The following is a 21,851-nucleotide window of genomic DNA, read 5'->3' as shown; positions in this document are numbered from 1 at the left end:
CGCGCCCAGGGGATTGATCGGAGCGGCCATGCAGCCGCGCGAACACGAACAGACAGGCCGCATGCGCGTGCCGTCGCCCGTCCCATGCAGGACCAAGTCCGAGGTTATTACCATGAGCATCGACCACCCTTCCTTTGGCCGTATCGACGCCAACCGCGTCATCATTTTTGACACGACACTGCGTGATGGCGAGCAGTCGCCCGGCTTTTCCATGAACCTCGCCGAGAAGCTGCGCATGGCCGAAGCGCTGGAAGAACTCGGCGTGGACGTGATGGAGGCGGGTTTCCCCGTGGCTTCGAAAGGGGATTTCGACAGCGTTCACCAGATTGCCCAGAAGGTGAAAAACGCCGTGGTGTGCGCGCTCGCACGCAGCGGCGGCAAGAACGACATCGCCAGCGCGGGCGAGGCGATCAAACCTGCAAAGCGCGGGCGCATCCACAACTTCATCTCCACCTCGCCGCTGCACATGAAATACAAGCTGCGCATGGAGCCTGAAACGGTGCTGGAAGTGATCGAGGCCGGCAACCGCGCCGCCCGCCAGTTCACCGATGACGTGGAATGGTCCGCCGAGGACGGCTCGCGCACCGAGCCCGACTTTCTGTGCCGCTGTGTCGAGACCGCCATCCGCGCAGGCGCGACCACCATCAACATCCCCGACACGGTGGGTTATTCCACGCCCGAGGACATGGCCCGGATTTTTGCTGACCTGCGCGCCCGCGTGCCGGGTGCCGATGGCGTCATCTTCTCCACCCACAACCATAATGACCTGGGCCTCGGTGTTGCCAACACCATCGCGGCGCTGAAGGCGGGCGCGCGCCAGGTGGAATGCACCATCAACGGCATTGGCGAGCGCGCGGGCAACGCGGCTCTTGAAGAGATCATCATGGTGCTGCGCACGCGCCATGACGTGCTGCCCTTTACCACCGGCATCCACACCGAGCGCCTGCTGCGCACCTCGCGCATGCTGGCCACCATCACCGGCTTTGACGTGCAGCCCAACAAGGCCATCGTGGGCCGCAATGCGTTCGCGCATGAAAGTGGCATCCATCAGGATGGCATCCTGAAGAACGCCGCCACCTACGAGATCATGACGCCCGAGAGCGTGGGCTGGACCCGCTCCTCGCTGGTGCTGGGCAAGCATTCGGGGCGTGCGGCCTTCCGCGACAAGCTCAAGGCGATGGGCTACGACGCGCTGGAAGAAGCGCAGTTCAACGAGGCGTTCTCGCGCTTCAAGGATCTGGCCGACCGCAAGAAGGTCATTTACGACGAGGATCTGGTCGCACTGGTGGATGATGAAGTGCGCGACCATGCCCGCATCCGCTTCATCTCGCTCGATGTAACCGCAGGCTCGCGCCGCCCGGCCACCGCCGATCTGGTGCTGGAAGTCGATGGCGCGCGCCGCGAAGGCCATGCGGAAGGGCAGGGGCCGGTTGATGCCGCGTTCAACGCCATCCGCGCCATCGTGCCGCATGATGCGACGCTGCAGCTGTATTCCGTCGGCGCCGTGACCGAGGGCAGCGACGCGCAGGCCCGTACTTCCGTGCGGCTGGAAGAAGACGGCAAGCTGGTCGATGGGCAGGGTGCCGATGCCGATACGCTGGTCTCGGCCGTGCGGGCCTACGTGCATGCGCTCAACAAGCTGCTGGTCAAGCGCGACCGGGCCGAGCCTGCCGCCCTCGAGGCCTGAGTAAAGAAAAGGTTTTGGTGAGGCTTTTTTTAAAGAAGCCTGGTAAAACGCTGCCTTTATTAAATTAAAGGCAGCAGCCCGAGACTTTCATTACAGGTGGCCGATGCCGCCACAACACCCCGCCGTGATGTTGTAACGCGGCGGGGTGTTGTGTTTCGGGGCGGCTCAGTAGCCGCCTTCGCCTTCGTAGCCCTGCGGGTAGCTGCTGCCTTCCTGCCCGTAGCCATAGGGCTGGGCATAGCCACCCTGCTGCTGGCCGTAATAGCCGCTCTGGTCATATCCGCCCTGGCTGTATCCACCCTGGCCATAGGCCCCTTGCCCATACCCGCCCTGCTGGGGGTAGCTGGGGCTGGCGTAACCGCGCTGGCTGCCATAACCCGCGCGCTGGCCCGCGGCCTCGGGGCAGCTCTGCGGCCCATAGCCTGGCGGCAGCACCCGGCCCCCCGCGCATACGGTGGAAGGGGCCTCGCCACGGGGGCGGTTGCGTGGCGTGGTGGCGGCGCCGACGGCAGCGCCCCCCGCCGCTCCGGCCAGCGCGCCAATCGCGGCACCCTGCCCGCCGCCCGCCAGTCCGCCGATCAGCGCGCCGCCGCCCGCGCCAAGCAGCCCGCCGCCAATGGCGCGCTGGCCGGGGTCGCGCGTGTCCTCGCATGCGCCAAGGCCGAGGCACATTGTCGCCGCAAGCAGCAGTGCCGGGCGAATGGTCATGCGGGGCGATGAAGTCTTCATGTAGGTCTGTTCCGCTCCTGTTGACGGGCGATGCCACGATGGCCCGCTTTACCGCCTGGTACAGAACATAGATGGAGTGGTGAAGGTGGTTTGGCCATGACCAAAGAGGGGCAATTTGTAACAATCCGCCCGGCTATGAAGATTTTAATAAATTAAAACCCTCTCGCCTCTTGCCCCTGCCAGCATGCACCGGTAATCCCTCGAGCTTACCCAGACGGTTTTCGACGTGACGCAGGTATGCCATGAGGGCATGCGGTGCCGCCGGTCGGGAGATGGGACAGTCCTGTCTGGTGGTTGTTGTCGGGAGTTCTGGATGTTTGCTCGTGTACTGGGTCTGCTTTCCGCTGACATGGCGATCGACCTCGGCACGGCGAATACGCTGGTTTACGTCAAGGGGCGTGGCATCGTCCTGAACGAACCTTCGGTCGTCGCGCTGGCAGAGGTACGGGGCAAGAAGCAGGTGCTTGCGGTAGGCGAGGAAGCCAAGCAGATGGTTGGCCGCACGCCCGGCAACATCACGGCCATCCGCCCGCTGCGTGATGGCGTGATCGCGGACTTCGAGGTGGCGGAGGAAATGATCAAGCATTTCATCCGCAAGGTCCATAACCGCCGCATGTTCGCAAGCCCGCTGATTATCGTCTGCGTGCCGTCGGGCTCCACCGCCGTCGAGCGCCGCGCCATCCAGGAAAGTGCTGAAAGTGCCGGTGCCCGCAAGGTGTTCCTGATCGAGGAACCCATGGCGGCGGCCATCGGCGCGGGGCTGCCGGTCACCGAGCCTTCGGGCAGCATGATCGTTGATATCGGCGGTGGCACGACGGAAGTGGCCGTCATCTCGCTCGGTGGCATCGTCTATGCCCGCTCGGTGCGCGTGGGTGGCGACAAGATGGATGAGGCGATCATCTCCTACATCCGCCGCAATCATAATCTCTTGATTGGTGAAAGCTCGGCCGAGCAGATCAAGATCCATCTCGGCTCGGCCATGCCGCCTGATGACCCGGAGGACCCCGGTCCGTGGCGCGAGGTCAAGGGGCGCGACCTGATTAATGGCGTGCCGCGCGAGGTTGTTGTCTCGCAGGCGCAGATTGCCGAGAGCCTGGCCGAGCCTGTCAGCCAGATTCTTGACGCGGTGACCACGGCGCTTGAAAATACCCCGCCCGAACTTGCCGCCGATATCGTGGACAAGGGCATTGTCCTGACTGGTGGCGGCGCGTTGCTGTACCGGCTCGATGAAGTGCTGCGGCGTGAAACCGGCCTGCCGGTTACGGTGGGTGAGGATGCGCTGTCCTGCGTGGCCATGGGCACGGGGCGCGCGCTTGAGGAAATGAAGCGCCTGCGCAATGTACTGACAAGCATGTACTAATGACGGTCGCCGCCCACGGCGCAAGGCAGGGCGGCGTGCCGAGGGGGGAGACGCAGGACGATGCAGGTCCGGCGAGCAGGCAGGAGTGAACGATCCGACCGGCACGACGCCGCCGCCGTGCGTGGGGTGCGTGCGTGATGCCTGTCTCCATTCAGTTCCGCCAGGCATTGGGCAAGCTTGTGCTGCCTGCCCTCATTCTCGTGGCCTGCGGTGTCATCCTGCTTGGCAAGGCCGATCGTGGCCTGATCGAAAAGCTGCGCATGAACACCGCCGACCTGCTCGCCCCCGCCTACGGGCTGGTGGCCTGGCCGCAGGAAAAACTGCGCTGGGTGTCGGGCAACCTGCAGGATATCCGCAACCTCGAAGCCGAGAACATCCGCCTGCGCGCCGAGAACACATCGCTGCGCCACTGGTATGACGTGGCGGCAGCGCTGGCTGATGAAAACGCGACGCTGAAGGCCAACCTGCACTGGATTCCCGATAACGCGCCCACTTTTGTCAGCGGGCGGGTGGTGCGCGACACCAGCGGGCTTTACGCGCGCGCGGTGCTGCTGTCCCTCAACCCTGATACGGCGGTGCGCAAGGGCGGCATCGCCCTTGATGGCGCGGGGCTGGTGGGGCGCGTGACCGAGGTGGGGCGGCGCTCGGCGCGCGTGCTGCTCATTACCGATTCGTCAAGCCGCCTGCCGGTCACGCTGGAATCAAGCCATGCGGCGGCCATCATGGCGGGTGACAACTCGGCCCTGCCGCGCATTATCTTCTACCCGCAGGATAATGTACCGATCGAGGGCGAGCGTGTCGTGACCAATGGCGAGATCGAGAGCCTGCCCGCCGGTCTGCCGGTGGGGCATGTGCACTACCTGCGCCCCGGCCAGCCGGTGGTGGTGCCCGCGGCTGATCTCGATCATGTCGATATGCTGCGCGTGTTCGATTATGAAGATAGCGTGGTGCCGCCCGATGCGCCGGGCCGCGTGCCGCTGCCTTCAGGCGGGGGGACGATGCCCCTGCCCACGCACTCCGATCAGGGCCTGCACGGATGAAGACCTTCACCCCACCCCCGATCCGCCCCGGCATCCATCCCCGCTCGGGGCTGGGCTACCGTATCGACCATGGCGTGCGCAGCAGCGTGCCGTTCCTGTTCGTGTTCTTTGCAACGCTGGTGCTTTCGGCGCCGCTCAACCTGCCCGGTCAGGTCGAGCTCATGCCCGCCATCATCATGGCCACCATTTTCCTGTGGTCGGTGTTCGTGCCGGCGCTCATGCCCTCGCTTGCGGTGTTCGTGCTGGGCATCTGGGCCGATATCCTGAGTTTTGGCCCGGCGGGGGTCATGCTGCTCATGATGCTGATCGTGCATGGTGTGGCCCTGTCCGGGCGCTATACGCTGGCAAGAGTTAATTTTTTTGTTCTGTGGCTTGTGTTTGGCGTGGTGATGGTGGGCGTTACGGCGCTACAATGGGTGCTGTGCTGCGCGCTGGCGCTGCATATTGTGGAGTTCCTGCCCTTTGTGTTCGAGACAGTCCTGGCCTTTGGCAGTTTCCCTGTCCTGTATGTGGGGTTTGTCTGGACCTACCGCTTTGTCGTCAATAACGCGGACCGCGCCTGAAGCCGGTGCCACGGCCTGCGTGCCGGATGAGTAAATGAAGTTACGCAAGAAGAAATCCGGCAACCGGCTCATGTCGCGCCCGGAGGAGGGCAAGAATCCCTCCCGTGGCGTCTTTACCCGTCGCGCCCTGCTGCTCATGGCAGCCCAGGGCGCGGTGCTCGGTGCATTGGGTGAACGTCTGTACGGGCTTCAGGTTCTCAACGGCAGCCATTATGCGAAGCTTGCGGAAAACAACCGCCTGAGCAAACGCTTCTTCGCCCCGCCGCGCGGGCGCATTACCGACCGGTTCGGCATCTCGGTCGCGGCCAACCGCATCAACTGGCGCGCCCTGCTGCTGGCCGAGGAAACCAGCGACATCAACGGCACGCTCGAGCGTTTTGCCCAGCTTGTGCCGCTCGAGCCGCGCGACAGCGTGCGCATTGAGCATGAACTGCGCCACAAGCGGCGGTTCATCCCCATCATGCTGCGTGATTTCCTGTCATGGGATGACATGGCGCGGCTGGAACTCAACATGCCCTCGCTGCCGGGCGTGCTGATCGATGTGGGCACCACGCGCGTCTATCCCTTCGGCCCGCTCATGGCGCATGTGGTGGGCTATGTCGCGCCCCCGGCCGAAAAGGACGTGGTGCATAATGCCGAACTCGCCCTGCCGGGCATGCGCGTGGGGCGCTCGGGCATTGAGCAGACACAGGACCTGAACCTGCGCGGGCAGGTGGGCTCGGTGGAGATGGAGGTCAACGCGGTGGGCCGCGTCATGGCCGAGCTTGACCGTGACCCCGGCCTCGCGGGTGACGAGATCGCGCTGACCATTGATAGCGGCCTGCAGCAGCAGGTGCTTGGCCGCATTGGCGACCAGTCGGCCAGCGCGGTGGTGATGGACTGCCGCAATGGCGAGGTGCTGGCCATGGTCAGCAACCCCTCCTTCGACCCCTCGCTGTTCGATAGCGGCGTAAGTCAGGCGCAGTGGATCGAGTGGACCAACAACAGCCAGACCCCGCTCATCAACAAGGCGGTGTCGGGGCTGTATCCACCTGGCTCCACCTTCAAGCCTGCCGTGGCCATGGCGGCGTTGCGCGCGGGCACGCTCTCCCCGTCCGACCGCATTACCTGCCCCGGCTATATCGATGTGGGCGGCACGCGTTTTCACTGCTGGTCGCGCTACGGGCATGGCACGATCAACCTGCGGCAGGGGCTGAAATATTCGTGCGACGTGTTCTTTTATGAAGTCGCACGCCGCACCGGCATGGACCCTATTGCGGCCACGTCAGAACTGTTTGGCCTTGGCGCCAGGCTGCCCGAGATCGAACTGCCGCATGTGCGCCAGGGGCTGATCCCCACGCCCACATGGCGGCGCGCACATGGCCACCACTGGAATGGCGGCGACACCATTGTCAGCGGCATCGGGCAGGGTTTCGTGCAGGTGACGCCACTGCAACTCGCCACCTATGCCTCGCGCATCGCCACGGGGCGCAACGTGCAGCCGCACCTGATCCGCTCGGTGGCGGGCCGCATGGCGGACCTGACCGACCTTGGCCGCGCGCCGGGCATGGACATGCCCGAACATTTCTTCGCGGACATCAGGGCGGGCATGTACGCCGTGGTGAACGAGGAGGGCGGCACCGCACCCAAGGCGCGGCTGGACATTCCGGGCGTGCAGATGGCGGGCAAGACCGGCTCGGCGCAGGTGCGGCGTGTTTCGCGCGCCATGCGCGAGAGCGGGCACTTCAACTCTGCCAACCTGCCGTGGGAATACCGGCCCCATGCGCTGTTCATCTGCTTTGCGCCCTATGACGCGCCGCGCTATGCCACGGCGGTGGTGATCGAGCATGGCAATGCAGGTGCTGATGTCGCGGCCCCCCTTGCGCGTGATATCATGACCGATACCCTGCGCCGTGATCCGGTCAACCACCGCGAACCGCCGGGCCAGGAAGTCGCGCAGGCCGAGGTGGACTGATACGGGCCAAGCGCCCCCGCCATGCCCGCGCCTGTTGTGGAGAATGGAATGAAATTCCAGAAGCGCCTGCTGCGCGCCGAACCCAATTTCCAGATCCTGACCAAGCTGTGGCAGGTCAACTGGCTGTATGTGCTGCTGATCTGCGCGCTGGCGGTGATTGGCTACGGGGCGCTGTATTCGGCTGGTGGCGGCACGTCGCGGCCGTTTGCCGGGCCGCAATCCATCCGCTTCTGCTTTGGTCTGGTCATGATGCTGGGCATAGCATTGATGAGCCCGGCCATTTTGGTGCGCATGGCGTGGCCGCTTTACATCTTCTCGCTCATCCTGCTCGTTGCGGTGCTGCGCATGGGGCATGTGGGCAAGGGGGCGGAGCGGTGGCTGATGCTGGGCGGCATGCAGGTCCAGCCCTCGGAACTGGCCAAGATCGCGCTGGTGCTCATGCTGGCCTCGTGGTTTCACAAGATCAGTTACCGCAGCATGGGCAACCCGCTCATGCTGGTGCCGCCTGCGCTCATGGTGCTGCTGCCGGTCGCCCTTGTGCTCAAGGAGCCTAACCTGGGCACCGCCGTCATCATCGGCACGGTGGGGGCGAGCATGTTCTTTGGCGCGGGCATGCGGCTGTGGCAGATCGCGCTGCTGGTGCTGCCCATGCCTTTTCTGGCCAGGATCGCCTACGGCCATCTGCATGATTACCAGAAGGCGCGGGTGACCACCTTCCTCCACCCCGAGAGCGACCCGCTGGGTGCGGGCTACAACATCATCCAGTCCAAGATCGCGCTGGGGTCGGGCGGCATGTGGGGGCAGGGCTACCTGCGCGGCACGCAGGGGCAGCTCAACTTCCTGCCTGAAAAGCAGACCGACTTCATCTTCACCATGATTGCAGAGGAATGGGGATATGTGGGCGGCATTACCGTGATCGGCATGCTGCTGCTGCTGGTGTTTGGCGGCATGCTGATTGCCATGCGCAGCCGTAACCAGTTCGGGCGGCTGCTCGGGCTTGGCATTTCCATGAACTTTTTCCTCTACTGCGCGGTCAACCTGTCCATGGTGATGGGGGCAATCCCGGTGGGTGGCGTGCCGCTGCCGCTCATCTCCTATGGCGGGTCGGCCATGCTCATGGTCATGTTTGGCTTCGGGCTGCTCATGTCGGCGTGGGTGCATCGCAATTCCACCTTTGGCGAGACCACGCCGGGGGAAAAGGACTGATGGCGGCCATCGTGCCGCCCACGCCTGCCATTCACCGTTCCTACCGGCTCAGCACCTATCATGTGGCGGGCCTGCCGGTCATTCGCATTGGGCACAGGCCGCGCTGGCGGGGCCGCGTGCCTGCGGGCGATATTATTCTGCTCAGTGCGTGCAATCCTGGTGGCAGGCTGCGGCCCGATGGCTGGAACCGGCGCATGATGGCGCATCTGGCCCGCGCCCTGCACGGGCTGCCCCATGCGTTGGGGGCGGGGCGGCTGGGTCGATGGTCCGAGCCGCTTTATGGCGTGCGGGTGGACCTTGCGCGTGGGCTGGTACTCGCGCGGCGGTTCCGGCAGAATGCCGTGGTGGTGGTGCATGGCAACCGGCCCGCGCGGCTGGTGTACCTAGCCTGAACCGGGAATCAGACAAAAGTTTTTGGTAAAGCTTTTTTCAAAAAGCTTAAAAAAATGCCGCCTTTTTGAAAAAAGGCGGCACCCAAAAACTTTTATTGTTTTTAAATTTCAGCCTTCGATCTGGCTGAAATCGGCGATCAGTACCGTCATGCGGCACAGTTCCGACAGCAGGCGCAGGCGGTTGGCGCGGATGGCGGGGTCGTTGTCGTTGACCGTCACCTTGTCAAAGAACTGGTCGAGTGCGGGGCGCAGGGCCGCGACATCGCGCATGGCATCGGCGTAGCGTTCCTGTGCCGTGGCCTGCTCGACGGCAGGGATGGTCGTGGCAAGCTGGTCGGCCAGCGCCTTTTCCTCGGGCTGGGTGTACAGCGCCGGGTTGGGCGTGCCTTCATGCGGGCCGTCCTTGCGGTCCTCGATGCGCAGGATATTGGCGGCACGCTTGGTGGCGGCGAGCATGTTGCGCCCGTCATCAGTTTCCAGCATGTCGGCAATGGCCCTGGCGCGGGCCAGCAGGCGCACGATGTCGGTATCGGTGTTGCCCACTGATACGGCGGCCAGAATGTCATGCCGTGCGCCCTCGCCACGCAACTGCACGCGCAGGCGGTCAGCCACGAATTCGGGCAGCACGTCCAGATCGGGCGCAAGGCGCAGGGCCTCGGGCAGGCCCTGTGCCGCCTCCCAGAACACCTTGGCCAGATCCAGCCGCAGTCCGTTTTCACGGATGATGCGGATCACGCCAAGTGCTGCACGGCGCAGCGCATACGGATCGCCCGAGCCGCCCGGCTTCTCGCCTGCGGCGAAGAAGGCCACCAGCATGTCGATCTTGTCGGCCAGCGCTACGGCTACCGAGACCGGGGCGGTTGGCGCCGCGTCAAGCGGCCCGCGAGGCATGTAATGCGCGCCGATGGCATCGGCAACAGCGGCGGGTTCGCCATCATGGCGGGCGTAATAGGCCCCCATGATGCCCTGAAGTTCGGGGAACTCGCCAACCATGCCGGTGGTGAGGTCCGCCTTGCACAGCAGGGCCGCGCGCTCGGCCTGTGCCTGATCGGCCCCGGTCATGTCCGCAAGAATGCCCGCCAGCCGCACGATGCGCTTCACGCGCTCGCCCTGGCTGCCCAGGCTTGCGTGGAACACGATGCGGTCGAGTGCCGGCACGCGGCTGGCTAGCGTGTTTGCGCGGTCAAGATCCCAGAAATGGCGGGCATCGGCAAAGCGGGCGCGCAGCACGCGCTCGTTGCCTGCAATGGTCAGCGCCCCGCCATCGCTGGGCAGCAGGTTGGCCACGAAGGCGAAGCGTGGTGCTGCCGACCCATCCGAATTACGCAGCGCGAAGTAGCGCTGGTTGACCCGCATGGAAACCTGCATCACCTCGGGCGGCAGGGTCATGAACTCATCATCGATCTGGCCAAGGAAGGGCACCGGCCATTCGGTCAGGCCCGCAACCTCGTCGATCAGACCGGGATCGGCCACCACATTCAGCCCTTCCTCGCCCGCAAGGCGGGCAACGCCTTCGGCAATGGTGGTGCGGCGGCGGGCGGCATCGGGCTCGACCTGGCGGGCGCGCAGGCCTTCCAGCCAGTCCTGCGTGCCGGTCACGGCAAAGGCGCCGGGAGCAGTAAAGCGGTGGCCTTCGGTCAGGTTGGCCGCTTTCAGGCCGTGGCCGTTATCCTCGCCTTCCGCCAGCGTGAAATCGACCACCTTCCCATCAAGCAGGCATACGATGCGGCGCAGCGGGCGCACCCATGTAAAGGCGCTGCCCTCGCCCCAGCGCATGGATTTGGGCCACGGGAAGCGGCGCAGCAGGCCGGGCAGCACATCGGCAATCCGGGTTGCGGCATCAACGGGCGGAATATCGCGGTGCAGCACCCAGAAGCCGTTTTCGGCCACGAGCGCATCCTGTGTCACGCCATGCTTGCGCATGAAGCCGGCAAGCGCCTTTTCGGGCGCGCTTTCACGCGGGCCGCGCTCATTGACCGTGCTGCCGGGCACCGTGGCATCGACGGTGAGCGAGAGCGCAATGCGGCGCGGGCTGGCATAGGCCGTAGCCGCGCGCGGCTTGAGGGGGCTCAGCGCCTCGGTTACGAGGCGTTCGAGGTCGGCTGCCGCGCGCGCCTGCATGCGGGCCGGAATTTCCTCGGAGAAGAGTTCGATAAGCAGTTCGGGCATGATCTCTTATTCCTCGCCCGCCAGCCACGTTTCACAGCAGCGCCTGGCCAGGTTGCGCACGCGGCCGATATAGGCGGCGCGCTCGCTTACGCTGATCACGCCGCGCGCGTCGAGCAGGTTGAACAGATGGCTGGCCTTGAGGCACTGGTCATAGGCGGGCTGGGCCAGACCGGCCTCGGCAAGGGCGGTGGATTCGCGCTCGGCATCAATGAAGTGCCGGTGCAGCATCTCCACATCCGCCACCTCGAAGTTGTGGCGCGAATAGTCCTGCTCGGCGCGCAGGAACACATCGCCGTATTTCAGGCCCTGGCCGTTGAAATCGAGGTCATAGACATTCTCGATTCCCTGCACGTACATCGCCAGCCGTTCCAGCCCGTAGGTCAGTTCGGTGGAGGGCATGACGGTGGGAATGCCGCCAACCTGCTGGAAGTAGGTGAACTGCGTCACCTCCATGCCATCGCACCACACTTCCCACCCCAGGCCCCAGGCGCCGATGGTGGGGTTTTCCCAGTCATCTTCCACGAAGCGGATGTCGTGCTCGAGCGGGTCGATGCCGATGGCGCGGTAGCTGTCGAGCAGCAGCTTCTGGCTCTCCTCCGGCGTGGGCTTGAGCAGCACCTGATACTGGTAATAGTGCTGCAGACGATTGGGGTTCTCGCCATAGCGGCCATCCGACGGGCGGCGGCACGGCTGCACGTAGGCGGCCTTCCACGGCTTGGGGCCAAGGGCGCGCAGCGTGGTGTGCGGCGAGAGCGTGCCCGCGCCCACCTCCGTATCATAGGGCTGGAGGATGGCGCAGCCCTGATCGGACCAGAACTGGTGCAGCTTCAGGATAAGCCCCTGAAAGGACAGCGGGCGCGGTGAGGTGGGTGATCGGGGCACGGGGGCCGGGTCCATGAACGAGATGCTCCGCTAAACGGGTAGAGGTCTGCGCCATCTGGCGCAAAATCGCCGGACAGCATACCGTTATGCGGCCCCGACCGGAAGGTCGGGCGTGCCATACGCCCAAAACGGCCCCGCATGGCAGGTGGGGGCCTTGCTTATTGCGCCCGCACGGACCACATCAGCAGGGATACGGTATCCCAGCCCAAGGCAGGACAGACAGGATGAATGACCAGGAACGCGAACTGATCACACAGTTTTTTGCCCGCGTGGGGGGCAATGCCCCCGGTAGCGTGCCGCAGACGACAAATGCCCTCCCGCCGATCGACCCGCAGGCCGATCAGTATATCGGGCAGATGTTCCAGAAATATCCTGAAGCCCGCTACCGCATCACCCAGACCGCCGTGGTGCAGGAAGCGGCCCTTGCCGAGGCGCAGAACCGGATTCGCCAGCTCCAGTGGCAGCTCCAGCAGGCGCAGCAGCAGATTCAGCAGATGCAGCAGCAGGTGCCGCCGCAGCAGGCATCGGGTGGCAGCGGTGGCGGCTTCCTCAGCGGCATTTTTGGCGGCGGCCAGCGCACGCAGCAGGCAGCGCCCCCGCCGGGCTGGGGTGGGGCTGCACCGTCCAGCCCGCCGCCGCAGCCGGTCTACCCGCAGGGCATGCAGCCGGGCATGTTCCGCTCGGGCGGCTCGGGCTTCCTTGGCTCGGCCCTGACCACTGCGGCCGGTGTGGCCGGTGGCATGATGATGGGCAACGCACTGACCGGCCTGTTTAGCGGGCACCATGATGATGGCGGCTTTGCCAGCGGCATGCCCCAGGGCGGCACGGGCGAGACCATCATCAACAACAACTACGGTGACAGCACTGCAGGTACTGGCGGCGCTGATCCGTTTGCCGGTGGCGGGACCACGGCGGATTCCGGTTTTGATGCCGGTGGCGATGATGGCGGTTTCGACGGTGGCGGGTTTGACGCGGGCGATGATAACAGCTTCTGAGTGAGCTCTGTCCTGACAGGGAAAGGGGCATCCGTTGCGGGTGTCCCTTTTTTTTGTGGAAAGGCTTTTCAAAAAGCTTCGAACAGCACTGCCTTTTTAAAAAACCGGCATCACTTGGGAATAAATACACGCTTACGGTGCGCAGCAAGGCACAGGGGGGAAGACACGGCATGGCGCAGCAGGAATTCATGCTCGACCCACCGCCTGCATCCGCGCCGAAGCATGAAGTGCTTGATGCCGGGGCTATGGTTCTGCGCGGCCATGCTGCCCCGCAGGCGCAGGATATGCTGGCGGGGATTAAACAGATTGCCCGGCTTTCACCTTTCCGGCGCATGACAACGGCGGGCGGCGGTAGCATGTCGGTCGCCATGACCTGTTGCGGGGTGGCAGGCTGGTGCAGTGACGCGCAGGGCCATCGTTATGAAACCCGCGACCCCATGACCCACCAGCCCTGGCCTGCGCTGCCCCATGCGTGGCGGGACTGGGCCATCGCGGCAGCAAGGCTTGCGGGGCATGAGGACTTCGCACCCGATACCTGCCTGATCAACGGCTACCGCCCCGGCGCGCGGATGGGGCTGCATCAGGATGATGACGAGCGGGCTGATGCGCCGGTTGTCTCCGTGTCCTTCGGCCTGCCTGCCATTTTTCAGTGGGGCGGGTTGCGGCGTGCGGACCCGGTGCGCCGCATTGCGCTGCTACATGGGGATGTGGTGGTGTGGGGTGGCCCGTCGCGGCGTGTCTTCCACGGCATCGCGCCGCTACGGGCAGGTCAGCACCCGGTTACGGGACCGTGCCGCTATAACCTGACCTTTCGGCGGGTGTGGTAGGAAGTCTTATTCACCGTAAAGAAGTTTTTGGTGAAGCTTTTTCAAAAAGCTTCGAGGAATGCCGCCTTTTTGAAAAAAGGCGGCACCCAAAAACGTTTACCTGTATCAGCCTTTCAGGCTTGCCGCCTGCTTCGCGCGCGCCATAATGGTCGCCACATCCGGCGCGCCTGCGGGCACCAGCCACGACCCGCCCACGCATAGCACGGAAGGCAGGCCCAGCCATTCGGCTGCGGTCTCGGCCTTGATACCGCCGGTGGGGCAGAACCGCGCCTGACCAAACGGGGCTGACAGCGCCTTGAGCGCCGGGAGGCCGCCGGCTGCCGTGGCGGGGAAGAACTTGAAATGCGTCAGCCCAAGATCCATCCCGCGCATGATGTCGCTGGCATTCGCCGTGCCGGGCAGCAGCGGCACGTCGCTCGCCCGTGCCGCCTGTGCAACACCCGTGGTCAGGCCGGGGCTGACAATGAAGCGGGCACCGGCATCGACCGAGCGCTTGAGGTCATCACCGTTCAGCACGGTGCCAGCGCCCACAACAGCGCCTTCCACCTTGGCCATCTCGGCAATCACTTCCAGCGCGCAGTCGGTGCGCAGGGTCACTTCCAGCGCGCGCAGGCCACCGGCCACAAGGGCCTCGGCCACCGGGCGGGCATGGGCGGGGTCGTGAATGACCAGCACCGGAATAACCGGGGCAAGGGTCATGATCTCTTCAATGCGGGCCATGTCGGCTTCCTTGTGCAAGGCGTTTGGGTTCACGCGTTCTGTTGTGCCGCCATGTGGTCCATGGAGGCAAGAATGGCCGAGGCCCCCTGCTCGGGCAGGTCCACGTGATTACGCATCAGCGCGAACAGTTCGCGCCCGGTGCCGAACTGCGGCGCAGGCGGGCGGGCAGGTGTGCGGTCGGCCATTACACCAGGTTCCACCAGTGCCTCGATGCGGCCAGTCCGGGCGCACACGCGCACTACATCGCCATCGCGCAGCAGCGAGAGCGGGCCGCCCACATAGGCTTCCGGGCCGATATGGATGGCGGCGGGCACCTTGCCACTCGCACCCGACATGCGGCCATCGGTTACGAGAGCGACCTTGTGCCCCCGGTCCTGCAACACCGCCAGGGTGGGGGTAAGCTTGTGCAGTTCGGGCATGCCATTGGCGGCCGGGCCCTGAAAGCGCACGACCACCACCACGTCGCGGTCGAGTTTGCCGTCGCGGAAGGCGGTCAGCACATCTTCCTGATGATCGAACACGGCGGCCGGAGCCTCGATGGTCCAGCGCTCGGGGGCGACGGAACTGGTCTTGTAGATGCCGCGCCCCAGATTGCCTTCCATCACCTTCATGCCGCCATCGGCGCGGAAGGGATTGGCGGGCGCGCGCAGGATGTTTTCGTTGGTGGAGGGACCTGCATCTTCCCACACGACCTTATCGTCACGCAGTTCGGGCTTCCTGCGGTATTCACTGAAGCCGCCACGGGCCACGGTCAGGATATCGGGGTGCAGCAGCCCCGCATCAAGCAGCGAGCCGATCAGGCTGGGCATGCCGCCCACGTCATGGAAGGCGTTCACATCCTCCGACCCGTTGGGGTAGACGCGGGTGAGTTGCGGCACGATGGCCGAGAGCTGGTCGAGGTCAGTCCAGTCGATGATGATGCCCGCCGCCCGCGCCATGGCGGGGATGTGGATGGCAAGGTTGGTCGAGCCGCCCGTGGCCAGCAGGCCCACGGCGGCGTTGACAATGGCGCGTTCATCCACGCACAGCCCCAGCGGGCGATAATCTTCGCCGCGCGCGCCGATCTCGCTCAGGCGGTGGATGGCGGCACGGGTCAGCTCCTGTCGCAGCCTGCTGTTGGGCGGCACGAAGGAGGAGCCGGGCAGGTGCAGGCCCATCACCTCCATCAGCATCTGGTTGGTGTTGGCCGTGCCATAGAAAGTGCAGGTGCCCGCCGCGTGGTAGGATTCGGATTCCGCATCCATCAGTTTGTCCTTGCCCACCTTGCCCTCGGCATAAAGCTGGCGGATGCGCTGCTTCTCGCTATTGGGCAGGCCCGATGGCATGGGGCCGGACGGAATCAGGATGGTGGGCAGGTGGCCAAAGCGCAGCGCGCCCATGAGCAGGCCGGGCACGATCTTGTCGCATATGCCCAGCATGGCCACGCCTTCATACATGCCATGGCTCAGCCCGACAGCAGTGGACAGCGCAATGACATCACGGCTGAACAGCGAGATTTCCATGCCCGGCTGGCCCTGCGTCACGCCATCGCACATGGCGGGGGTGCCGCCTGCCACCTGTGCCGTGCCACCCACCTCACGCGCGAACAGCTTGATCTGGTCAGGGTAGCGGCCATAGGGCTGATGGGCGGAGAGCATGTCGTTATAGGCGGTGATGATGCCCACATTCATGCCGCCTGCCGCGCGCAGGCCCGCCTTGTCGTTGCCCGAGGCGGCAATGGCGTGGGCCAGGTTGCCGCAGGCCAGGCGCGGGCGGCTAATGCCGTTTTCACGCTCGCGGGCAATCAGGTCCAGATAGGCCCTGCGGGTGCGGGCCGAGCGGGTGATGACCCGCTCGGTCACGGCGGTCAGGACGGGGTGCAGGCTCATGGGATCTCACAGACTTTGAAGCACCTGCGCTGGCCTGTGCCGGGGCAGGCTCGCCATCCATTGCACCGGCAACGATAGCGGGAGGGAAAGCGGCCGGAATGTGCGAATATCCTGTGACCGCATGGCGGAAGGCCATTTATTTACAAAAATGGACCCAGATCAAGACATAAAATTATAAAAAAATTAGCGATAAGATAACTTAATTATTAAAACGAATATAAAATTATCTGAAAACGCATTTTGCCATAGCCCGCCTGGTCCATGAAAGCCCGCGCCCGGCCACGACGCATCCCCACAGGTCAGGGTGGCCCATGGCGCTCATATCGAGATTTGACGGTAATAAGGTTGCGGCGCCGCGCATTCGCGCAGGCATGCACGAACAAAACCGCCCACGCTGCGCAACGGGCGGTAACAGGGGCGCGGAGGCCACAGAAAGCAGGGAAGGGGGAGGGTCCTGGTGAGCCGGGTGGGATTCGAACCCACGACCATTCGATTAAAAGTCGAATGCTCTACCGACTGAGCTACCGGCTCACATGACCTGTTCATCAAGGGGCCAGGCCTGCCGGTCAGACCGGGGCATGGCGCCTTGGGCAGGTCTCTAAACATCCACGGCGGGAGTGTCAACCTGCGCGTGCCGTTTATGCAGGTCCAATGGTGCCGGGCGGCGGCAGGGCGCGCCACCCGGCGGTGTGGCCGATCAGGCCTCGGCGTCGGCCGGGCGCATCTTGATGATGCGGTCGGGGTCCTGCACCATGCCGCTCTGGCCCGCGCCGCGCTTGATCTGGTCGATATGGTCCATGCCTTCAATCACCTGGCCCACGATGGTGTACTGGCCATCAAGGTGCGGCGAGGGCTCGAACATGATGAAGAACTGGCTGTTCGCGCTGTTGGGGTTCATGGTGCGGGCCATGCCCACCGTGCCGCGCTCGAACTTGGCCTTGTTGGTGAACTCGGCCTTCAGGTCCGGCAGCTTGCTGCCCGAGGTGCCGGTGCCCGTGGGGTCGCCGCCCTGCGCCATGAAGCCATGGATCACGCGGTGGAAAGGCGTGTTGTCGTAAAAGCCTTCCGCCGCCAGCGTGCGGATGCGCTCTGCCGCAAGCGGCGCAATGTCGGGACGCAGGCGGATCACCACCCGTCCTGTCTTGAGATCGACGTTGATCAGGTCGGACTTGTTTTCTGTAGCAGACATCGTGATCCGTTTCGTAAATAGGGGTGTGGGAGGGCAGGGGCGCGCAAGGCGCGGCTCCGGCCCGTCAGCCGCGCAGGCGGCTCAGGATGTGCCTGCGCGTAAAGGGGGGAACAAAACCGGAAATGTCCCCATCCAGCTTCGCGATTTCCTTCACCAGCCGAGAGGAGACGTACTGGTGCCCCTCGCGCGCCATGAGGAACAGCGTATCAATGTCCGGGGCCATGTGCTGGTTCATACCGAACATCTGGTTCTCGTATTCGAAATCCGCAACCGCCCGCAGCCCGCGAATGATTGCATGCGCCCCATGCGTACGCGCCGCATGCACCACCAGCCCCGTAAAACCGACAACGGTAATGGGCATGGCCCGCCCCGCGTTGAGCGGGGCGATATCGGTGCGCAGGCACATGATCCGCTCATCTAGCGGCAGGAGCGGGTGCTTGTCGGGGTTTTCGGCCACCCCGATCACCAGCCGGTCCATCAGCCCCGCAGCCCGTTCGATAATATCCATGTGCCCGCAGGTCACGGGATCGAACGTGCCCGGATAGAAACCGGTGCGGGCGGGGGCGGCCTCAGTCATCGTGGCTGGCATCAGGGGCGGCGTTATCGGTGGCCTCGGTGGCGTCACCTTCCTCGCCCTCTTCGCCGTCATCCATCACGGGGAAGACGCTGGTCACCTCTTCCGTATCGTTCAGGCGGAACAGGGTCACGCCGCTGGCCTGGCGCGACATGATGCGCACCTGCGCGATCGGCAGGCGGATCAGGCGGCCCGCATCGGTCACCAGCATGACATCCGTGCCTTCCAGCACCGGCAGGGTGGCCACCACCGCGTTGCCGCGCTTGTTGGCCGAGAAGGTCATGTTGTTGATGCCCTGCCCGCCACGCCCGCTCACGCGGTAGTCATAGGCGGAAGACCGGCGGCCAAAGCCTGCATTGCTCACGATCAGCAGCACTTCCTCCCCCGCTTCAAGCTCGGCGAAGCGCTCGGGGGTCAGGGGCAGGTTTTCGGCGGTTTCGCTGTCATCATGTGCCATGACCTCCTCGGCTTCCTCGCCATTGGCGGCGGCCTCGGCGCGGCGGCGGGCATTGGCCATGCGCAGGTAGGCGGCGCGTTCCTCTACCGTGGCCTCGACATGGTTGAGCACGCACAGGCTGTTCACGCTGTCGCCCTCGGCCAGTTTGATGCCGCGCACGCCCGAACTGCCGCGCCCGGCAAACACGCGCAGCGTGTCATCAGTAATCTGGAAGCGGATGCAGCGTGCGTTGCGCGTGCCGAGGAACACGTCCTGCCCCTCGCGGCAGGTGGCGACGCCGATCAGCCGGTCTTCCTCATCAAGCTTCATGGCGATCAGGCCCGAGGAGCGGATGTTGCGGAAGTCGCTCAGCCTGTTGCGCCGCACGCTGCCCGAGGCCGTGGCGAAGACGAGGTGCAGGTTCTCCCACAGCTCCTCATCCTGCGGCAGGGGCAGGACGGCGGTGATCGTGTCGCTGCCCAGGTCGGGCAGCAGGTTGACGAGCGCGCGGCCCTTGGCGGTGGGGCTGGCCTCGGGCAGGCGCCAGACCTTCTCGCGGTAGGCCTTGCCGCCCGATGAGAAGAACAGCACCCACTGGTGGGTATGCGCGTTGAACGAGCGGACGATGATGTCATCACCCCGCCGTCCGGCCGCCGTGCGGCCGCGCCCGCCCCGGTTCTGGGCGCGGAACACATCAAGCGGGGTGCGCTTGATGAAGCCCTCGCGCGTGATGGTGACAACCATCTGGCCGGGCTCGATCAGGCTTTCATCGGTCTGGTCGCCGGCGTAATCGGCGATATCGGTGGCGCGCGGGGTGGCGAGTTCGGCGCGGATGGTGGTGAGTTCCGTGCACATCACCTCCATGCGGCGCGGGCGGCTGGCGATGATTTCCAGCAGCTCGTTGATTTTTACCGCCACTTCCGAGAGTTCGCTCTGGATCTTGTCGCGTTCCAGCCCGGTCAGGCGCTGCAGGCGCAGCTCAAGGATGCCGCGGGCCTGCGCCTCGGTCAGGTGCACCTTGCCATCCACGATGACATTGCCTTCATCGTGGATGAGTTCGAGCAGGGGCGCCACGTCGGTCGCATCCCATGCGCGCGCCATGAGTGCTGCGCGGGCGGCGGCCGTGTCGGGGGCCGAGCGGATCAGCGCGATCACGGCATCGATGTTGGCCACCGCGATGACCAGGCCAACGAGCAGATGGGCGCGGTCGCGGGCCTTGTTGAGGTCAAAGCGCGCGCGGCGCAGGATCACGTCCTCACGGAAGCGGATGAACGCCTCGAGCACGTCCTTCAGCCCCATCAGGCGCGGCTGCCCGCCATCAAGGGCGAGCATGTTCACGCCAAACGAGGTCTGGAGCTGCGTGAAGCGGTAGAGCTGGTTGAGCACCACCTCCGGCGTCGCCTCGCGCTTGATCTCGATGACGATGCGCATGCCCGAACGGTCGCTCTCGTCGCGGATGTCGGAAATGCCTTCCACCTGCTTGGTGCGCACGAGGTCGGCAATGCGCTCCTGCAATGTGGCCTTGTTCACCTGATAGGGGATCTCGGTGACGATGATGGCCTTGCGGTCCTTGCGCACTTCCTCGATCTCGGCCTTCGCGCGGATGATGACCGAGCCGCGCCCGGTCTCGAACGCGCTGCGGATGCCTGCGCGGCCCAGAATGGTGCCGCCGGTGGGGAAGTCGGGGCCGGGCACGTATTCCAGCAGGTCATCGAGCGTCATGTCCGGGCGCGCGATCAGTGCGAGCGTCGCGTCAATGATCTCGGTGGGGTTGTGCGGCGGGATGTTGGTGGCCATGCCCACCGCGATGCCCGAAGCGCCATTGACCAGAAGGTTGGGGAAGGCGGCGGGCAGGATCTTGGGTTCCTGCTCGCTTTCATCATAGTTGGGCTGGAAATCGACGGTGTCGCGGTCGATGTCATCAAGCAGGAAGGCGGCGGCCTTGGCCAGGCGGGCCTCGGTATAACGCATGGCGGCGGGGGAATCGCCGTCCACCGAGCCGAAATTGCCCTGCCCGTCAATCAGCTTCACCCGCATCGACCACGACTGCGCCATGCGCACCATGGCGTCATAGATCGAGGAGTCGCCATGCGGATGGTATTTACCCATCACGTCACCCACCGCGCGGGCCGATTTGCGGTAGGGCTTGTCGTGCGTGAACCCGCTTTCGCGCATGGAATACAGGATGCGGCGATGGACCGGCTTCAGCCCGTCGCGCACATCAGGCAGGGCGCGGCTGACAATGACGGACATGGCATAGGCCAGGTAGGAGGAGCGCATTTCCTCCTCGATCGTGACCGGCAGCATGTCGGACGGGGGCAGGGGATCGTCGGGTATCTCGGTCAAGGCAGTTCCGTCATGTCAGGGTTATCCGCCCCCGCGGCCACGGGGCTGCGGGGGGTGGAGCGGAAGGCAGGCATGGCGCGGTTGGCGGCCATCATATCCCTGCTTGATCTATAGCATGGCTTGCCCCCCGGCGCGAAGCGCCGCGCAGGGGGCAGGAGCGGCTCAGAACGGAATTTCGTCGTCCAGGTCGCTGCCACCGGCGGGGGCATCCCATCCGCCGCCACCGCCACCGGCGGGGCGCTCGTTGCGCTGGGGCTGGCTGCTGCGCGCGGGCGCGCTGTAGCCGCCACCACCACCGCCGCCATAGCCGCCGCCCATGTCGTCGCCACCGCCCGAATCACCGCCGCGGTTGCTGTCAAGCAGCACCAGCTCGCCACGGAAGCGGTCGATCACCACCTCGGTGGTGTAGCGGTCCTGGCCGCTCTGGTCGGTCCATTTGCGTGTCTGCAGCGTGCCTTCGAGATAGACCTTGCGGCCCTTGCGCAGGAAGCGCTCGGCCACATCGCCAAGGCGCTCGTTGAAGATGACGACCCGGTGCCATTCGGTGCGCTCGCGCCGCTCGCCCGAAGCGCGGTCATTCCATGTATCGCTCGTGGCCAGGGTAAGCGAGACGATCTTCGCCCCGCTCTGGCTGTTCCGCACTTCGGGGTCCTTGCCCAGATTGCCGACCAGAATGACCTTGTTGACGCTGCCCGCCATATGCTGTCCTTCGAATATGGGTCCGGCGGATCGCGGCCTGCTGGCCCCGCCGGTTGCCACGCTTGCCGCCTGTCAGGCTGCCGTGGCGAATAGAGGTGCGGCGATCTTAAAGGATTGCCGTATAAAATGCGAGTGGGCGTGCGGCGTCTGCGCGCATGCGTCATGGCAGCGCGACCCTTGTCCGAATGGACTGGCGGGACCAGATATGACAGGGC

18 protein-coding genes and 1 tRNA gene are annotated in these 21,851 nt (G+C 64.9%); 9 read left to right on the top strand and 10 right to left on the bottom strand.

Annotated features, from left to right (window positions below):
• The first annotated feature begins 112 nt into the window (after positions 1–112).
• Positions 113–1,687, top strand: coding sequence for a 2-isopropylmalate synthase (locus CDI09_RS05860; protein WP_078528024.1), 1,575 nt, complete (start codon positions 113–115; stop codon positions 1,685–1,687).
• Between the two features lie 165 nt (positions 1,688–1,852).
• On the opposite strand, the gene CDI09_RS05855 is transcribed toward CDI09_RS05860, so the two are convergent.
• A complete protein-coding gene (locus CDI09_RS05855) occupies positions 1,853–2,416 on the bottom strand; it encodes a hypothetical protein (RefSeq protein ID WP_078526364.1) in 564 nt (187 codons plus the stop codon).
• 313 nt (positions 2,417–2,729) lie between these two features.
• Here CDI09_RS05855 and CDI09_RS05850 point away from each other — a divergent pair, with 313 nt between their 5' ends.
• From CDI09_RS05850 to CDI09_RS05825, 6 genes are all read left to right on the top strand, one after another.
• The gene (locus CDI09_RS05850; protein ID WP_078526366.1) at positions 2,730–3,776 is read left to right on the top strand and encodes a rod shape-determining protein; all 1,047 of its coding nucleotides are present in this window, start codon (positions 2,730–2,732) and stop codon (positions 3,774–3,776) included.
• A gap of 137 nt (positions 3,777–3,913) precedes the next feature.
• On the top strand, positions 3,914–4,816 hold the full coding sequence (mreC, locus tag CDI09_RS05845) for a rod shape-determining protein MreC (RefSeq protein ID WP_078526368.1): 903 nt from the start codon (positions 3,914–3,916) through the stop codon (positions 4,814–4,816).
• Positions 4,813–5,379 carry a rod shape-determining protein gene (locus tag CDI09_RS05840; RefSeq protein WP_078526370.1) on the top strand — a complete coding sequence of 189 codons (567 nt, stop codon included), beginning with the start codon at positions 4,813–4,815 and terminating at the stop codon, positions 5,377–5,379. Before mreC ends, CDI09_RS05840 begins: the two co-directional genes overlap by 4 nt.
• Before the next feature lie 34 nt (positions 5,380–5,413).
• Positions 5,414–7,333 (top strand): penicillin-binding protein 2, encoded by a 1,920-nt coding sequence (mrdA, locus tag CDI09_RS05835; protein ID WP_078526372.1) that lies wholly within the window; start codon positions 5,414–5,416, stop codon positions 7,331–7,333.
• A gap of 48 nt (positions 7,334–7,381) precedes the next feature.
• Positions 7,382–8,539: a rod shape-determining protein RodA gene (rodA, locus tag CDI09_RS05830; RefSeq protein WP_110571216.1), complete on the top strand. Its 1,158-nt coding sequence runs from the start codon at positions 7,382–7,384 to the stop codon at positions 8,537–8,539.
• Complete coding sequence (locus CDI09_RS05825; RefSeq protein WP_078526375.1) at positions 8,539–8,931, top strand: DUF3293 domain-containing protein; 393 nt, start codon at positions 8,539–8,541, stop codon at positions 8,929–8,931. Before rodA ends, CDI09_RS05825 begins: the two co-directional genes overlap by 1 nt.
• Positions 8,932–9,039: 108 nt before the next feature.
• Here CDI09_RS05825 and glyS read toward each other — a convergent pair whose 3' ends face one another.
• Both glyS and CDI09_RS05815 read right to left on the bottom strand, forming a co-directional pair.
• A complete protein-coding gene (gene glyS, locus CDI09_RS05820; protein ID WP_078526377.1) occupies positions 9,040–11,100 on the bottom strand; it encodes a glycine--tRNA ligase subunit beta in 2,061 nt (686 codons plus the stop codon).
• Positions 11,101–11,106: 6 nt separating this feature from the next.
• Positions 11,107–11,997: a glycine--tRNA ligase subunit alpha gene (locus CDI09_RS05815; protein ID WP_061274502.1), complete on the bottom strand. Its 891-nt coding sequence runs from the start codon at positions 11,995–11,997 to the stop codon at positions 11,107–11,109.
• 209 nt (positions 11,998–12,206) lie between these two features.
• On the opposite strand from CDI09_RS05815, the gene CDI09_RS05810 reads away from it, so the two are divergent.
• A complete protein-coding gene (locus tag CDI09_RS05810; protein ID WP_078526379.1) occupies positions 12,207–12,977 on the top strand; it encodes a DUF2076 domain-containing protein in 771 nt (256 codons plus the stop codon).
• Positions 12,978–13,147: 170 nt separating this feature from the next.
• Entirely contained in the window at positions 13,148–13,804 is a 657-nt protein-coding gene (gene alkB / locus CDI09_RS05805; protein ID WP_078526381.1) for a DNA oxidative demethylase AlkB, read from the top strand.
• Between the two features lie 105 nt (positions 13,805–13,909).
• Here the strand turns inward: alkB and eda are convergent, their stop codons facing one another.
• The 7 genes from eda to ssb all read right to left on the bottom strand — a co-directional run bounded on the left by eda (position 13,910) and on the right by ssb (position 21,636).
• The gene (gene eda / locus CDI09_RS05800; protein ID WP_078526383.1) at positions 13,910–14,524 is read right to left on the bottom strand and encodes a bifunctional 4-hydroxy-2-oxoglutarate aldolase/2-dehydro-3-deoxy-phosphogluconate aldolase; all 615 of its coding nucleotides are present in this window, start codon (positions 14,522–14,524) and stop codon (positions 13,910–13,912) included.
• 29 nt (positions 14,525–14,553) lie between these two features.
• The gene (gene edd, locus CDI09_RS05795; protein ID WP_078526385.1) at positions 14,554–16,392 is read right to left on the bottom strand and encodes a phosphogluconate dehydratase; all 1,839 of its coding nucleotides are present in this window, start codon (positions 16,390–16,392) and stop codon (positions 14,554–14,556) included.
• A 455-nt stretch (positions 16,393–16,847) separates the two neighbouring features.
• Positions 16,848–16,923: transfer RNA gene (locus tag CDI09_RS05790), tRNA-Lys, on the bottom strand.
• 166 nt (positions 16,924–17,089) lie between these two features.
• Positions 17,090–17,581 carry a peptidylprolyl isomerase gene (locus tag CDI09_RS05785; RefSeq protein WP_078526387.1) on the bottom strand — a complete coding sequence of 164 codons (492 nt, stop codon included), beginning with the start codon at positions 17,579–17,581 and terminating at the stop codon, positions 17,090–17,092.
• 64 nt (positions 17,582–17,645) lie between these two features.
• The gene (gene coaD / locus CDI09_RS05780) at positions 17,646–18,158 is read right to left on the bottom strand and encodes a pantetheine-phosphate adenylyltransferase (protein WP_078526389.1); all 513 of its coding nucleotides are present in this window, start codon (positions 18,156–18,158) and stop codon (positions 17,646–17,648) included.
• Positions 18,151–20,937, bottom strand: coding sequence for a DNA gyrase subunit A (gyrA, locus tag CDI09_RS05775; RefSeq protein ID WP_078526391.1), 2,787 nt, complete (start codon positions 20,935–20,937; stop codon positions 18,151–18,153). The genes coaD and gyrA overlap by 8 nt, the downstream gene beginning before the upstream one ends.
• A 162-nt stretch (positions 20,938–21,099) precedes the next feature.
• Entirely contained in the window at positions 21,100–21,636 is a 537-nt protein-coding gene (ssb, locus tag CDI09_RS05770) for a single-stranded DNA-binding protein (RefSeq protein WP_078526393.1), read from the bottom strand.
• Between the last annotated feature and the right edge of the window lie 215 nt (positions 21,637–21,851).

It is taken from the genome of Komagataeibacter nataicola (assembly GCF_003207795.1).
In the GTDB taxonomy this organism is placed as follows: domain Bacteria; phylum Pseudomonadota; class Alphaproteobacteria; order Acetobacterales; family Acetobacteraceae; genus Komagataeibacter; species Komagataeibacter nataicola.
This window is presented reverse-complemented; position numbering and strand designations above follow the sequence as displayed.